Here is a 16,064-nt window from a genome sequence, read left to right as displayed (position 1 = left end):
ACAGGAATTATTGATTTTCTTGTTTAAAAAACCTCGGGCGCCTTCGGTACCCGAGGTTTTTTGTGTTTTATACGCTGCTATTGGCGGCGCATAAAACACAAATGCCAGTACTGGGATAGTGGATACAAAAAGGGAAAGCGCTGCCCCTCGAAAGGACAACGCTTTCCCTTTTACAAATTTATATATCCTGAAAAGGAAGGTTAGATTTCTAATCTTTTAACCAGGCCGGCCTGAACATTTTCCCAGGAGCCAAGTTCACCTTGTTCGTCCCAGTATTTTTTCATTTCAGAATCAGCAAGGATTTTGTTGACAACAGCAATAGCCTGGTTTCTTAAGGCTTTTGTGCCGATCAGGTTTAGAATATCCAGTTTCTCCATTGGATCTTCCGGGTAATCTTCGCTTGCACGACCAACCAGTGCAGCTACTGTTTCAGCTGCAGCCAGACCTTCTTCACAATCACTTACTTCTAATTTTTCATGGTTGTTAAGAATGCGTGCCAGCGTGTCTGTAACAAGACCACCATCTTTGTTTTCTATCAAGTCAAAAACCCAATCCTGAGAACCATCGTTTTCAAAATTCCTGGTACCCCATGCGCCCATAGTGTGTAGAATTTAATTTATTTTTTGAATTAAAATTAACAGTCAATGCATCAACAACAAATAAAACCTAAGATCAGTTCAAACTACGGAAATCTACCGGCACCAGCTTACTAACGCCAGGTTCCTGCATCGTAACACCGTAAATCACGTCAACAGAAGCCATGGTCTGTTTGTTGTGCGTTACGATGATGAACTGAGAATTATCGGAGAACTTACGGATCATATTGGTAAACTTACCTACGTTAGCGTCATCTAATGGAGCATCCACCTCATCCAGGATACAGAACGGTGCTGGTTTGATGAGATAGATGGCAAAAAGTAACGCTGTTGCCGTCAGGGTTTTTTCTCCACCGGAAAGCTGTGTGATAGCTGCCGGACGTTTACCCTTTGGTTTAGCAATGATCTCAATACCGGTATCAGCAAGGTTTTCAGGATCGCTCAGTATCATATCGCACTGATCTTCTTCTGTAAACAACGCTTTAAATACGCGGATAAAATTCTCTTTTACGGTATTAAATGTATCAAGGAATTTCTGGTTGGCAGTAGACTCCACCTCCTGAATAGTTGCTAACAGCGAGTCTTTCGCGTTAACCAAGTCGGTCTTCTGCTCCAGTATAAATTCATATCTCTTTTTCATTTCCTGGTAGGCTTCAATAGCCGTCGGGTTGATCTCACCCATATTTTCCAGGCGTTTCTTCAGTCGTTCCGCACTACCTTGCAGCTCTTCTACTGGCAGTTCAGACCCGCGCTGTTCGTCGATGATTTCATCAAGATTTATTTTAAACTCCACGCTGAGGCGCTCTTTCATAGATGCCAGCTGCAGCTTGAGTTCATTTACTTTGTCTTTGATGGTATTCAGCTGCTGGTCCAGTTGCTCTCTTGCCTTTTGTTTATTACGCAAGGTTGTTTCCAGTTCCTGGAGGTGATTACGGAAGTTATAGTATTCCTGATCTTTTTCGTTCAGGGCTTTTTCTTCTTCTTCACGCTGGCGGAAGAGTTCTACCAGGCCATCATCGGCGTGACTCAGCTTTTCAACGGCAGCAGCGATATTGGCTACAGCGTCCTGGAGCTGCGTTTTATTTTGTTCGATCTGTGTATGCAGATCACTGAGTTGTTTACGTTTGAATTCCAGCTCTTGTTTCAGTGCTGCTATTTTACTCTGTTGGCGGGTTTGTTGCAGGTTTTGGTTATTGAACTGCACATTCGCCATATTGAATTGCTGTTCTGTTTCCTGGGCGCCTCTGTCGGCCTCCACGATGCTGTCTTGCAATTCATTTACCCGGTCGTTCAGGTTATCGAGTTCTTCTCGTACACCGGAAATACTCTGCTGATTACTTTCCAATGATTGCTGCATTTCGGCCAGTCGTTTATCACCAGCTTCAATGAGTGCGTGGAAGTTTTCAATCCTGTTTTGCAATCCAAACAACTGGTTATTCAGCTGATTGAGTTTTTCACGGGCAGCATTGATATTATTTTCATTCAGCTGGCTGTTGTAGCCCAATACCTGGTTATGCTTATCCTGAATAGCCACGCGCAGCTCTCCTACTCTTGCTTCCAGTTCTTTAATTTCAGCTTCCAGCTTTTCCAGGTTCTTGGCACGGCCCAGCTTTTTACCTTCGAAGAGTCCTACGGAACCACCGGAGATATTGTATTTACCGCGGTGCATACGACCTGATTTTTCTATCAGCAGTATTTCGTCGCTGGCAAGCTGGCTGAATTCTAGTCGGCTAATATCTTCTCCGATAAAGACTTTACCGAGGAGGAAGTTGCCAAGGCCTTTATATTTTTCTTCAATTTCTACTACCTGAAGGGCAGGAATGGTGCCAGGAGGAGCCAGTATTGGTTCGTTTTGCTGACGGAACTGGTCCAGAATAAAGAAGTTAGCCTTACCTTTTTTATTGTTGTCGAGCAGTTGGATGGCTTGTATTGCTTCCGCTGCATTATTTACGACGTAGTAGTTGAGATAAGGCTCCAGGAGGTTTTCCACGCAGGTGCGGTATTCTTCTTTACAGAAGAAGATATCACTGAGGATAGGCGCAGCGTTGTTCCAGTCAGGATTCTTTTTAAGGAATTTGATACTTTCAGGATAACCTTCGAGGCTGTCGACCAATGATTTGAGGAGGTCGTATTCATTCTTTTTGGAGTCCAGTTTACGATTCTCGTCTACGAGTTGGTCTCGGAGGCCTTCGATATCTGACTGGGTAGCGAGGATTTTTTCTTTTGTTTCGTCCTGGAATCGCACCATTTCATCGAGTGCTTTCTTTTCAGTTTCCAGGGTTTGCTGTAGGTTAGCTTTTTCTGTTTCCAGTTGTGCTATTTGCTGATGTCTGCCCTGGTTTTCTTCCTGCAGCTGTTGCATGCTTCGCTGGAGGTTGAGTACAGAGGTATCGGCAACGGCTACTTTCTTTTCCGCTTCGAACTGTTGGCGTTGCCAGCGTTGCTGGTCGTTGCGTAAAGTTTCGAGGGCTTGTTTCTTTTGCTGGAATTTTTCCTTTTTATCTTCTACCATTTCCCGGAGTGTTTCCAGTTCGTCGGTCATGGTTTCGAAGATTTCGCTTTCTTCTACAACTTGTTTTTCGGAAAACTCGATGGAGGTGGTGAGTCCTGCCAGCTGGCCTTCCGCATTATTGAGGAAGTCCGTAATATTTTTTTCGCGTTCACGCAGGTAAGTTAACTGCTGGGAAGCGAGGTTTTTATCATTTTCTTTGGTACGAATGGTGGCTACCAATTCGTTGAAGGATTTTTGGAGTCCCTGGAGTTCGCGCTCTTTGGCAACGAAATGCAGTTTATCCTCTTCCACGGCGGCTTCCGCAGCCTTTATTTCGGTTTCCAGTGCCAGTTTACGGTCACTTTCTTCCTGTTGTTTATCAGAGAGATCCTTAAAAGTAATGTTGAAGCCTTCGAGAGCTGCTTTCGCCAATTCTATACTGACTTCGCGGTATTCCTTTTTCACCTCATAGAAGCGTTCGGCTTTACGGGCCTGACTTTCAAGGGTTTTAAGGTTGTTATTGATTTCAAAGAGTAAGTCTTCGATTCGGTTCAGATCACCTTCGGTGGCGTCCAGTTTGGCTTTGGCTTCTTTTTTACGGGTTTTATAAATAGAGATACCTGCCGCTTGCTCCAGCATTCTGCGACGACTGTTTTCTTTGTCTTTGATGATATCATCCACCATTCCAAGCTCGATGATGGCGTAGGAATCGGTACTAACCCCGGTGTCCATGAAGAGGTTATGGATGTCTTTCAGTCGACAAGCTACATCGTTGAGGCGGTATTCGCTATCGCCGTTTTTGTAGAATTTACGGGTAATCGTTACCGTGGTGAATTCGGTAGGCAGTACATTTTTAGTATTCTCGAACGTCAGGCTTACTTCTGCCATACCGCTGGCGGAGCGGGTTTTAGAGCCATTAAACACCAGACCTGCCTGATTTTCAGAACGCAGGTTACTGATCTTATGCTCCCCGATCACCCAGCGGATAGAGTCGATAATATTACTTTTGCCACAACCATTTGGTCCTATCACTCCAGTTATGCCCTCATCAAACTGCAAAACGGTCTTATCTGCAAAACTTTTAAAGCCTTTAATTTCTAGTGTTTTTAAGCGCACGACTGTTACCTCGAGATTTTAAGGCGTCAAAGATATAATTTTACCCGATTGAAAAGTAAATTAAGTGAGAACCTCTTAAATCCGATAACTTTTTATACACAGTTGTGAATAATTTAATATTCCCGAACAAATTACCGGTTTTATAAATGTCTGATTATAAATATAGTGAAAACATCAATTAAAATTTAAATTCCTGTTGGAAAATACCCGCCTTCTTCTTTTAACAAAGGGTAATAATTACCTTTGTGCCTCCAAAACCCGATAGCGTTTGCGTACAGAAAATTGGATTAATAATATCAAGACCTTCCTTTACAGTTATCATTTTAGTAACGGTTTACGTACTACCATCAGCGTTGTTGTACCATCTTTAGTGTGTGCAGCCTTAGGAGAGCTGGGGCTGGGCATTGCCATGTCTATGGGCGCCCTGTGTACTGCTCTTAGTGATGTTCCCGGCACCATCGTACATAAACGTAACGGACTTATCATCAGTACCGTACTGATTTTTCTTACCGCCCTGGCAACAGGCCTGCTCATCCCCTATCATATCCCAATGGTCATCTGGATTGCCGGCTGCTGCTTTTTCTTCGCCATGTTACTCGTATATGGCAACCGTGGCGGTAATATTGGCACCGGATGTTTGCTGGTACTCGTTTCCATGCTGGGAGAATCCCTGCAATCTCCATCCACCGTATTCCTGCATGCCGGCATGGTACTCCTCGGAAGTATCTGGTATTCATTCCTCGCCCTGCTGCTATGGCAAATACGGCCATACCTCAACGTACAACAGGCACTGGGCGACTGTATCCTGCAAACAGCCCGCTACCTGGAATTACGCGCTAATTTTTATACTCCTGGTGTTGATGTAGAAGAAAATTATCGCACAGTACTGGCACAACAGGTACTGGTAAACGAAAAACAGGAAAACGTACGCGAACTGCTACTGAAGCGCCGCTCCGACCAGCAAGGTACCACCAGTATCAATAAAAGCATGGTGCTCATCTTCCTGGACATGGTAGACCTGCAAGAGCAGATCATGGCGTCTCAGACAGACTATAAAGCACTCCAACGTGATTTTAAAGATAGTGGCATCCTCCATCAATTTCATACCCTCATCCTGGATTATGTAGAAGAACTGAAGACCATCGGCCTCGCAGTAGCTGCCGGACAAAGAAGTCTGCCTAAATCCAATCTCAAACTGGGCATGGAAAAGGTACGCCGCACCATCGCTGAAATCACACTACAACTTCCTACACTCAAGGAAAGGACACGCACCATGCCGCTGACCAACATTCTGCAAAACCTGCAGGACATGGCACAGCGTATCTATAATCTCCATCGTCTGACAAGGCTGGAACGCCTGAAAGATGAGTCCATAGACCCCAATTTGGAGCTGTCGAAGTTTACTACCAAAAATAAGTACGACTTCGAGACCTTTAAAGACAACCTCACCTTCCGGTCACATATTTTTCGCCATGCCATCCGAGTGAGCCTCGCTACTGTTGCCGGCTATGTTTTGGGGATGTCCCTCCACCTGGACCGTGTATACTGGATTCTGCTGACCATCATCGTTATATTGAAACCAGGCTTCGGTCTGACGAGATCGCGGAGTATACAGCGACTGATAGGTACGATAACCGGAGCTTTGTTTGCGGCCGGGTTATTATATCTCACTAAAAACCCAACGATCATCTTTATATCTATGCTGTTATGTATCCTCGGCGCTTATAGCTTTATGAGTTTCCGTTATACACTCAGCGTATTTTTTGTAACACCTTTTATCATCTTCCTGTTACACTTCCTGCATCCATCAGATTTATACAATGCAGCCCAGCGTGTATTGGATACCTTCATCGGCGGAACACTGGCTTTTGTCGCCAATATGGTGCTGTGGCCTAGCTGGGAGCGCAATTTTCTGCCAGACTATATGCAGAAAATGCTCCAATCCAATAAACACTATTTTGAAGTGGTGATGAGCGTTTACGCAAAAGAAACCGTGACGGTAACAGATTTCAAACTGGCGAGAAAAGCTACTTATGTTGCCAGCGCCAATATGATGGCAGCATTTCAGCGTATGCTGTCAGAGCCGAAAAGTAAGCAGCACAATGCTTCCAGGGTGTATCATTTTGTGGTATTGAATCATACCATGACCTCACACACTGCGGCTTTGGGCGCCTATTACCTGCATCATGGCGTGCAGTTCCCTCGTCCTGAATACCAGGAAGTAACCAATTACCTGCTCCATTACATGGACCAGCTCATGTTGCTGTTAAATGATAAAACTGCCAAAGATGTAAATCTACCGCCGCCACTAAACACCTTTGAACACCTGGACCAGCACCTGGAAGAACTGGTAAAACTGCGTCAACAGGAAATCAATGATGGCCAGGGCCCTACCGCTACCAGAGATGAAATGCTGGAAACAAAACAAGTACATGATCAGCTGATGGCGATTCTCGCATTAGTGAAAGATATGGGGAAAGCGCTAAGCGGAACCGAAAAATAAAAAGGTTGTTGGAAGAATTCTTCCAACAACCTTCGGCATTTAATGGGTAAATAATAGGCCTGCAAAATAGGTTATGCAGGCCGCCAAAGTTTTTTAAATCCCCGAACAATCATCTGCCCTTGCTGCATTCCATGCTGGGCAAGTAAAGCGTCCACTGATTCAATATCTGCTTTACGTATTGTGTTATTACTTGTAGTTAGTATCAATTCACTATACTTCTTCGGATTATAAATCACTAAACTTTCCTTCCCATTTTCATAACTCACGGAATATCGTCCTTCTGCAATAAGGAATGAATGTTCATATGACCTTCCAAAAAGATTTCGTGTTTGAATAACCAGCATACTTCCTGATATAACAATATGCGCTGTAAAGCTTCTGTTATAGATATTACTGAGATACATCAGCAGAAACGCACAAAATACGCCACCAGCAGTTGGTTTGATGCACCAGGCCGCTCCAATGAATAACAGATGTAAAAACAAAATTCCGAATAAATACAGATGCTTTAAAAAGTAGGAAGTCCATTAAATTCTTATCGAATTGTTTTTAATATTTCGCAATAATTAGGCGGCAGATGAAATGCCTTTATTAATAAGCATCAACGAACCTAAGACATAGCTCTTCTAATCTTTTATAAGTGCGCCACCAGGCTTAATGCCATTGGCTTTCAAATAATCCGCTATTCTGTCAATATCCTCCGGAGATAAGGTAGTATCATTTGCCACCACCATCATCATCTTTTTTTTGTCTGCATTAAATATTTCGAGGTATTGCGCCTGCTTTTTGCCGAAGAAGTATTTTATTATACCTGTTTTATAGGTAGCGCCGGCAATCGCGCAGGACTTACTGGTTGTTCTACCTAAAATATTGGTAACCACAATTTGTACTTCCTTATCTGTAAACGCAATACTACCATTAGTCGCTCTGTATAATATTTTCACCAGGCACAATAGCACCAGACCCAATGAGAGATAGTATGCTGCTGGGAGGAAATAAGTCACCACTGCAAATAACAGCAGTACAATAATAGCATCCCTTATGATCCTGGCAGTTTTAACAAGTTGAAATTTCATGAGCTGAAATAGTGAATAATCTTAAGTTTTAGCGACAAAATGCAAATTTAAGCATATCAGACAAGACTTTTTTCAAGATAAATGCACTATCCCAACAGCATCACAGGCAGCTCTCAACCGGGCCAGGTCGTCAAACTTCCAACCGAAGCTGGTTACCATACGCATAAACCTCGGCCGACGATTGAATCCATCTTTTTCTTTTTTTACCAAATCCAGTGTGAGCAAGGCGCCTTTTACACCTGTATGTCCAAATTTGTAAAAGAGATTTGAAATTGCAGAAGTAGCATGCTTTTCTTTTCCAGCCCTGTTTTTCCAGGTAACCTTTATTTGCGTTGCAGACAATTGAATGCCACATACATACATTGCATTGAAATAATACCAGCTTATACCAATAAACACCAATCCATAGACAACTGCAGAGATATGTGTAATCCATGTTCCTTTGCTTACAGCAAAAAAGATACATAAGCCTGCAAAAATCACCCCCAGGAAGGCTTCGTCGAAAGTAATACGTGGCAGCTTTGTTTCAAACTCGTTTACATCGCTACTACTATTCATAAACATTTTTTATGGAGATGATCAGCCGGCAATCCGAATTGTTTCCAGCAGCAGTTTCTTATTTGCCAACTGTTTGAACTGAAAGACAATGGATGTTGATATGAACGTTTGTTCCTTCCCGTTATAGGTTGCCAGGAGATAAGATACTGATTCATTGTTAGTACTGGATTTTCCTTTTTTGAAGAAATCATCGAAATAGTGGCGATTTACCAGCGTTTCAAGGGCTTTTTTCAATACGGCCTTATCAGTGATGGCTCGATTATCATCCTTACTGCCTACGTTCAAACAGAAAGGCAGATCACAATACTGCATTAACTGTGTAACCTGTTTTTGCCTGAGCAGGTTAATGATGGCCGTTTTGCTTTGTGCCTGCGCTAGCATGCTAAGCACCAGGAAGGAACAAAGAAGGAATATATATTTCATCTGATGAAAATTTCTTCCTACAAAATAACGGATCTTCCCAAAAGATAAAATATTTGCTTGTTGACTGCGGAAACTAACAGCCCGGACGCTGAGGCCCGGGCTGCAGTAGAAGATGTTATGTTATTCAGAATAACTAATTAGAAGTTAAAGGAACAGTTTAAGCCAATAACATCAAACTTGTCACTGACAGGTGTATTCATATAGAACGCTCTCACTTCAATATTATGATTGCGTTTTCCTACATGAAAACGTGCCCCAATGTTTGCTGCCGGCCCAACGCCTGATTCATTGTAACTGTAATTACCATTTTCATAATAAGTGTTATCATAGCTATGGTACATGTAATGCCAGCCGAAGCCTGCACCTACAAAGAAACCAGCTCTTTTATGCAGGCCGTTCAGCGCACCTGCACCAATATTGTAATCAAACATCAATGGTAGATTCACTCCTACAGCAATGTCAGAGGTGTTGCCATTGCTTCCCCAGTTAAAGCCGCCTGCAAATCCGAATGTCATTGGTATACCAAGAGATACAGAAGAAGTAGGGCCTACCTGGAAATGATAACGGGGGGTGTACAATATTGTTGCAAGGCCGTCTGCATCTGCATCCGATGGTTTACTGATTAATAAACCGGTTCCGATGCCGTGTTTAAAGCCCTGGGAAAAGGCCTGATGGCCCATAAATGCTAATGCTACTAACAGAAAGATTTTTTTCATGTAAAAGGTATAGGTCTGGTTGTTAAAAACTTGCCCTTCATGCGCAAATTATATACCAACAGAGATATTTGATGGGCTAATTTCAGCACATGATAAGTTTCAGCTAATGAATAAAGGCTAGACTGTTTTAATGCGTTGGACTCTTTCTATTCCTGCTGCATCAAATGCCTTTTCAATGGTTGTAAATTCGGACTCGTTCCAACCACCAGTCCCATCTATTATCTGCATAAGTGGGCGCTTAAATAATGATTTATTGCTTTTTTCTAAGAGATCTAACGTAGGTCGGGAGCCTTTACCTCCAGTAGTTCCACGTCGAAAGCATAGCTCGGTAGGTTGTTTGGATGCTTGTTTTTCTTTTCCCATCCGGTTCTTCCAAAGGATATTCACAAAGCCTCTGTTAACTTCGATTTCGACAACGCTCATCTTATAATAAAAACTCCACCACGCAACAACTAACCCAATTGTCAGAAAACCAGCCAATACCCAAACCTGCAATGAGTTTTTAGAAGGAACTATCTGGTTAAATATTGCTACTACAGCCACATTGATGGCCGTAAAGAGGATCACCTTCCAGGGCGATGCCGGTAATTCTTTTTCAAATTTAGGCATAGTATAATAGATTATAGTAATAATTATTATTCGCCAAACATTTTCTTTTCCAGCCATACCAGCGGCTTCCATCTTGGCTAAACAACCTTCCCCCTTTGTCTGATCGGCTCATTTTTTAATAGGTCCTTCCTGCCATTCCCTCGTCCATAAAGACTTTTTCCAACATTATAAAATCTGTTAGTTTCCAACCATCTTTACCATCCACCACTCTCATAAATGTATTATGACTGAAAAAATAACGAGGTTCACCTCCAGTCAGGCTAAAAGTATTCCTCGGATTTTTTTCATTTGTATATCCGTGTACAAATTGTAATTCAGCAATAGCGCACGAAACTTTATTTTGCTTGCCAACTCTGTTCTTCCTGCTAACAGTAAGTTTTCCCTCATTTATTTCTATCAAAACAACACACATCCGATGATAATAATCCAACCAGGTATAAGCAAGAATAAGCACAGCTGGTATTACAACTATCAGACCTGCTAGATCCAGTGCTATTGCCAACGCAGAAAATACAAGTATAAATATGCCCCCGAGTATCGTTATAATTGTTTCTCTAAAACCATCATGGCGCATATCCTTCTCAAACCGATACATTTTCTACTTATTTATTTTTGATTACATAAACCATCTACTAACCTTTCGGTTCAATCCCTTCTGCTCTAAATGCCGCTTCCAGCTCATAAAAATCCTCTCGTTCCCAACCATCTCCATCTTCTATTAGTTCCATGAAATAAGTCTTATGAAAATAGTTACTACGACTGGTTTCTATCAAACTCAATGTTTTCCGTGCATAGAATTTACGACCTGCGGTTTCCCCGTACTGATAGTACAGATCTGAGGTTGGGCGGGACGCCTCCATCTCTTCGCCCATCCTGTTTCTCCACCTGATGCTGATCTGCCCATCGTAAATTCTTATAACTGTCACGCACATACGACAATAGAAGTTATACCAGATATACCCTATATAAAATAGCAATGGTACTGCAGGAATCAGTCCGGCAAAAGGCCCAAACAACCCACTCACAGTGAAAAATAGTATGATGACGATGCAAATAATAGTCGTAAAAATTTCTCTTTCTGCAGATGTAGATAAGTCCTTGTCAAATCGATTCATGATATCATTATTCTTGCGTCATGCATATATGCAATGGTATAAAAAATTGGCAGGCTACCTTCTTACCTCCTGTTTCCCCCGGTATCCAATCCGGCATGTCTGCAATCATCTTCACGATAGCAGAATCGCTACTGGTATAGCTTTCTGGCGCTTTTCCATATATCTTTATATCAGTCAGCTTTCCATCTTTGCGCACCACAAATGATATATGAAATGTACCCTGGGGACAATCTTGTTTGGGCAACCGGGCATGTAAAGAAATATATTTTCCCAACAGTTCATCTCCTCCAGGAAAATGAGGTGGTTTGGGCAAGATGGTATAAATACTATCTTCCTGTATTAATCGCAATGATTTATCCGTTTTATTAAAAGAAGAAAGACATAGGCCTAACCACACGATCATTAGCATATTACATATCCTCACTCCCATTTCGCTCATATTTAAAATCAAAAATATCCTCCGAAATGTCAAACGAACATGCTTTTGCAGGTTTTGTTTTTTGCAGATCAAAATACCAGGAAGATGCATCCAGTCTAATATTAAAGCTATCATTATCAACCTGCTGAACAGATACTTGTTTGCCATTTTTCACGAGAGAGTCGCCCTTAATGATATAAGATGTCACTGTCAAACCAGCATCAACATTCTGTAAATTAAGCTCCAGCTTTCCATCATGGTCCAAATCTGTCAGTACATTCTCCCGTGATAGCCAGCTATGACCAGTTACATGCGATGCCAGATTCAGACAAATTATTTTATCAGGATTCGTGATATCAAACACCGCCATCCTGAACCAATGAATTTGTCCGGAGCCATTATTCAAAAGCTGCAAAATCAAATAATCATGATGATCCTGTTTATATAACCAGCCTCGTTTTACGACTACCTCCATTTCTTCGAACAAGATACTATTCACAGGAAAAAATTGTTGATGGATCACCAGTGTATCTTCTGCATGCTCCTTCATCAACCGATATGGCATGGTAGCCACTCTATGCGTTAATTGCACTGCAGTATTTAACTGGTAATAGTTTACGACCTGCGCACTATCAGTTGTATCATACCAGGGAAAAAACACCTGCCTGGTCAACTCGGGCTCGATCGCTATTTCATTCAAGAGGCCAACAGGCATACTATCCAGCAACACCGGCGCTTCCAGGCTCAGTTGCTTGAAACCATTAAAAGGTATATAGACAGCTTCTTCCACATGCGTAGTGACTTTTGTTTTTCTGTTGCCACAGCTAATGCAACAGCTGATGATCGTCACCAGAAAAAGGAGATATTTCATAGATGTCAGGTCATAGAGATGTTCAGGAAATCAGCAGACTAACTCCCACATAAGTCAGCAGCAATACAATGATGTACGCCAGGGTTCTTCTGTTAATACTTTTCACTTGTTGCAGCTCTTCCGGCGAAAGATCAGACCGTTTTACCACAAAGGCGCCACCATACTTCCTGGTGATGCGGCTCTTCTGAAGCATTTGTCTGACAATAATTATTACTCCGGCAAGAAAGAATAAAAGCGTGATAAGAAATTCTGACAACTTTGTAGGCATAACTGAATATCTCAATAATACACAACGGGCTAAATCTACGTATATCCGTTAGATTTAGCCCGTATAATGTAAGAAATTTTCCGCTATTCAGCAGCAATAACTATAATAAATTGGTCGGTAACCGGTGTCAACGCATCAAGTACACGGTCCAGGAAGGCTGGGCCTTCCAAGGCATACCAGGGAATGAAGTTCTCTTTTCTTTCCTGCAGTGAGCCTGCAGGGAATAACCTGGCTTTCAACGTACGGATCTGGTCCGTCTGCCAGGCAAATTTTTTCTTCTCTGCACGGAGAAATTTATGTTCCAGCTTACTGATAGATTTCAGTGCACGCTGCCGTTCTGTATCAGTAGTAGCAACCAATGTAACATCGATACTACGTGCCTTCTCCTGCAATTCATCAAAGAGCTTTTCTATGGCGGCATATTCATCTTTCAGTACCAGCGCGGCATCTGTATGCTCCTGCACAAAAGTATTGACCAGATCATCTGTGCTCTTAAACAGCTCAACAGCTTTCAACTCCAGCTTCTGCAAGCGTTTCTCCGACTGATCATCTACCAGCAACAACGAATTACGCAACAACAGAATTGGATATGGCACTTTATAGTGTTCGAACAATTGCTGCAACTCCAGCCAGTAAGCGATTTCGCCGCCACCGCCCACAAAGGCGATATTAGGTAGTATCGTTTCCTGGAACATGCCACGCAATATTACATTCGGACTAAAGCGCTCCGGGAAGGCTTCCAGTTCAGCGAGCAGACTATCTTCATCGAAAAGCAACCCGGTATTGAGCACTTTCCAATGGGCATCTTCCTGTACAATACGCTCACGTAAGCCTTTCTCTAGGTAGAATAAATTAATTTCGCGTGGATTAGCCTGTATTTTATAATGTGCAGAGATTCTTTCAAGGGTAGCACCTACCAGTTCCTGTGAGCGATGATGTAATAATTCATCCTGCATAACAGGAATGTATAAACGCTTCAGTGCTGGATTGTCTGGCACCACTGTCACCAGGCCAAAGCGACCAAACAACTGATGCACAAGGTATAACGTCGCCTCCTGGATGTTCTCATGCTCCAGATAAGCCATACGCAGCATGTCCAGCAATTCCTGTCCATGAGGCAGGAACCCAATGCTATCCTGGATCTGGTTGATTATCTTACCCAATCCATCCGGGTCCATACGGCCAACCGGGCCTTGCTGGCTTGTTTCCCACTTCAGCGTATTACCATCCAGATAAATACTGCCTAATTCATCCAGGTCAGCATCTTCGCTACCCATGTAATAAACGGGTACAAAATTGTACTGTGGATATTTTTGCTTCAGTTCTCCTGTGAGTTTGATCGTTTGCAGGATCTTGTAAACAAAGTAGAGATAACCGGTGAAGATGTTGGGCTGATGGGCAGTACAGACAGTGAAAGTATTGGGGCTGAGCAGACTTTGAATATTCTCCTGGACGGCCGTTACTGCCTCCAGTGGCTTATATTGCTGTTCAAGTGCTGCCACCAGTTCCTTGCGGGGAGTAGCAAAAGCCTTTCGGGCATCTATCGCTGCTGTAAAATCCGGTCTAACGGGTGAATACTTGTAAAAAGGCCTAATCTGTGGATCTTCTGCCAAAAAATCTGATACCAGCTGGCTGAAATAGCCAGTTTTCCCATAAGGAATATAATCGAGCATATCTATCAAATAATTACGAATAATGAATTACAGATGTGGTGGAGCTCAAATGAAACCAATACATCGAAACTTTTGAATGTACGAAGTTAATCAGTTTTTCATTATCCAAATCATGTAATTAAGGAACGGCAATTAGCGCCGGTGGAACGGCAGGAAAATTTATACGCCATCCGACTTAATAGTCGCCAGCAATTTCTCGAGATTTACAGTGGCAAAGCCGGAAGCATAGTCGGATAGGCCATATGGGATCACCAGTTCGCCGTTATGGATCAGGGAACCGCAGGAATAGAGTACATTGGGTACGTAGCCTTCGCGTTCATCCTTGGTAGGCATGAGTAAGGGCTCTCTTAACCGCCCTATTTCGATCCTGGGATCGTTGAGGTCCAATAAGCTGGCGCCGATACAATAAGTACGCATAGGTCCCACACCATGTGTGATGACCAGCCAGCCTTCCGGTGTTTCAATCGGAGAGCCACAATTGCCCACCTGTACAAACTCCCAGGGATATTTAGGGGTTTGCAGTATCTGTGGGTTTTCCCAGATATTTATTTTATCTGAATACATAATATACCCGTTGATACCATCAATACGGGAAATCATGACGTATTTGCCATTGATCTTGCGTGGAAACAGGGCCAGGTTTTTGTTCTGAGCACCTTCGCCATACAAAGGCATGATCTTGAAATAGTAGAAGTCTTTTGTTTGCAGCAACTTAGGCTGGATGGTAATGCCATCATAGGCCGTGTAGGTAGCGTAGTAAGTCACGCTGCCATCATCGCTCATGTACTTCACAAAGCGGGCATCTTCTATCCCTCTGCTTTCCGCGTCAGAATAAGGGAAGATGATCCGGTCAGAGAGGTCGGTATCGAGGGAGAAATTCAGTTCATAGTAGCTGTCTGCCAGCCATAGCACTCTTTCCAGTTCTTTTTTAAGGAGATGATCTACCTGGTACCTTTGCTGCATGTCGCGGATAGCGCGTTTCAGTTGCTGGTATTCAAACCTGTCTGGCAGGCAGTTTTGCACTTCCTGCATGATAGAATCAGGCAATTTGATAGAAACAGCGTTCTGGAAAAAATTCTGTTTTATATAGATAGAATTACGGATCACCTCTGCTTCATCGATGTAGTTGCCGGGAGATTCCAGTTCTATCTCGTTATTCTTATTTATAAGGCCATTGCGGAAGGCAATGGAAGAAACGTGTCCTTCACCTACAGCCCTGAAGCTGATGATGACCCGTTTCTCCCCTTCTTCCAATCCGCTCTGGTCAATATCTTCAATTAAGGATGGGTTGAAAAATGCGGCTGATTCTATTGAATATTCGTTGGTAAAGTAGGATCCTATCAGTAGTTTCTTACGATAGGCCATATCCTCGTAGCTGATTTGAAGCGGGACGAAAAGGTGGCTAATCTTTTCGGCGTGTTTTTCAAATATCCGGGTAATGTTTCGGTGACGCCGGGAGAATTCCCTTAATATAGGCATGATCGTTAGGTTCACCTCTGCATCTGTCATATCATTCACTTTCTGAATGATCGACTTAGCCCTTGCCTCTCCGTTAAAGAAGAAGCGCGCCACTACCCTTTTCAGGTCAGGATAAATTTTGGTGCTTTTCCGTTCAATAGATAATTGCATTT

The 16,064-nt window shown here is 42.8% G+C and carries 16 protein-coding genes; 1 reads left to right on the top strand and 15 read right to left on the bottom strand.

The genetic code is table 11. The features are described from left to right. Positions 1-200: 200 nt before the first annotated feature. Both ACE38W_RS03685 and smc read right to left on the bottom strand, forming a co-directional pair. On the bottom strand, positions 201-599 hold the full coding sequence (locus tag ACE38W_RS03685) for a DUF4259 domain-containing protein (RefSeq protein WP_375828883.1): 399 nt from the start codon (positions 597-599) through the stop codon (positions 201-203). Between the two features lie 73 nt (positions 600-672). Next, the gene (gene smc, locus ACE38W_RS03680) at positions 673-4,203 is read right to left on the bottom strand and encodes a chromosome segregation protein SMC (protein ID WP_375828882.1); all 3,531 of its coding nucleotides are present in this window, start codon (positions 4,201-4,203) and stop codon (positions 673-675) included. Positions 4,204-4,471: 268 nt separating this feature from the next. On the opposite strand from smc, the gene ACE38W_RS03675 reads away from it, so the two are divergent. Then, positions 4,472-6,706: an FUSC family membrane protein gene (locus ACE38W_RS03675; RefSeq protein ID WP_375828881.1), complete on the top strand. Its 2,235-nt coding sequence runs from the start codon at positions 4,472-4,474 to the stop codon at positions 6,704-6,706. A gap of 71 nt (positions 6,707-6,777) precedes the next feature. On the opposite strand, the gene ACE38W_RS03670 is transcribed toward ACE38W_RS03675, so the two are convergent. The 13 genes from ACE38W_RS03670 to ACE38W_RS03610 form a co-directional block, all read right to left on the bottom strand. After that, entirely contained in the window at positions 6,778-7,191 is a 414-nt protein-coding gene (locus ACE38W_RS03670; RefSeq protein WP_375828880.1) for a hypothetical protein, read from the bottom strand. Positions 7,192-7,332: 141 nt separating this feature from the next. Further along, entirely contained in the window at positions 7,333-7,782 is a 450-nt protein-coding gene (locus ACE38W_RS03665; RefSeq protein ID WP_375828879.1) for a hypothetical protein, read from the bottom strand. Between the two features lie 72 nt (positions 7,783-7,854). Next, positions 7,855-8,340: a hypothetical protein gene (locus tag ACE38W_RS03660; RefSeq protein WP_375828878.1), complete on the bottom strand. Its 486-nt coding sequence runs from the start codon at positions 8,338-8,340 to the stop codon at positions 7,855-7,857. Positions 8,341-8,361: 21 nt separating this feature from the next. Continuing rightward, on the bottom strand, positions 8,362-8,763 hold the full coding sequence (locus ACE38W_RS03655) for a hypothetical protein (protein ID WP_375828877.1): 402 nt from the start codon (positions 8,761-8,763) through the stop codon (positions 8,362-8,364). Between the two features lie 137 nt (positions 8,764-8,900). After that, the gene (locus ACE38W_RS03650; RefSeq protein WP_375828876.1) at positions 8,901-9,479 is read right to left on the bottom strand and encodes an outer membrane beta-barrel protein; all 579 of its coding nucleotides are present in this window, start codon (positions 9,477-9,479) and stop codon (positions 8,901-8,903) included. 117 nt (positions 9,480-9,596) lie between these two features. Next, positions 9,597-10,088: a hypothetical protein gene (locus ACE38W_RS03645; protein WP_375828875.1), complete on the bottom strand. Its 492-nt coding sequence runs from the start codon at positions 10,086-10,088 to the stop codon at positions 9,597-9,599. Between the two features lie 115 nt (positions 10,089-10,203). Beyond that, complete coding sequence (locus ACE38W_RS03640; RefSeq protein ID WP_375828874.1) at positions 10,204-10,683, bottom strand: hypothetical protein; 480 nt, start codon at positions 10,681-10,683, stop codon at positions 10,204-10,206. A gap of 37 nt (positions 10,684-10,720) precedes the next feature. Next, positions 10,721-11,203: a hypothetical protein gene (locus tag ACE38W_RS03635; RefSeq protein WP_375828873.1), complete on the bottom strand. Its 483-nt coding sequence runs from the start codon at positions 11,201-11,203 to the stop codon at positions 10,721-10,723. A 7-nt stretch (positions 11,204-11,210) separates the two neighbouring features. After that, on the bottom strand, positions 11,211-11,633 hold the full coding sequence (locus ACE38W_RS03630) for an energy transducer TonB (RefSeq protein WP_375828872.1): 423 nt from the start codon (positions 11,631-11,633) through the stop codon (positions 11,211-11,213). Continuing rightward, positions 11,614-12,492, bottom strand: a complete 879-nt coding sequence (locus ACE38W_RS03625; RefSeq protein ID WP_375828871.1) for a hypothetical protein — start codon at positions 12,490-12,492, stop codon at positions 11,614-11,616. The genes ACE38W_RS03630 and ACE38W_RS03625 overlap by 20 nt, the downstream gene beginning before the upstream one ends. 22 nt (positions 12,493-12,514) lie before the next feature. Further along, positions 12,515-12,685, bottom strand: a complete 171-nt coding sequence (locus ACE38W_RS03620; protein ID WP_375828870.1) for a hypothetical protein — start codon at positions 12,683-12,685, stop codon at positions 12,515-12,517. Between the two features lie 158 nt (positions 12,686-12,843). Beyond that, positions 12,844-14,433 (bottom strand): bacillithiol biosynthesis cysteine-adding enzyme BshC, encoded by a 1,590-nt coding sequence (gene bshC, locus ACE38W_RS03615; RefSeq protein WP_375828869.1) that lies wholly within the window; start codon positions 14,431-14,433, stop codon positions 12,844-12,846. 159 nt (positions 14,434-14,592) lie between these two features. After that, a complete protein-coding gene (locus tag ACE38W_RS03610; protein WP_375828868.1) occupies positions 14,593-16,062 on the bottom strand; it encodes a glycoside hydrolase family 130 protein in 1,470 nt (489 codons plus the stop codon). Positions 16,063-16,064: the final 2 nt, after the last annotated feature.

Origin of the sequence: Chitinophaga sp. Hz27 (genome assembly GCF_042263525.1) — a bacterium.
Lineage (GTDB): Bacteria > Bacteroidota > Bacteroidia > Chitinophagales > Chitinophagaceae > Chitinophaga.
This window is presented reverse-complemented; position numbering and strand designations above follow the sequence as displayed.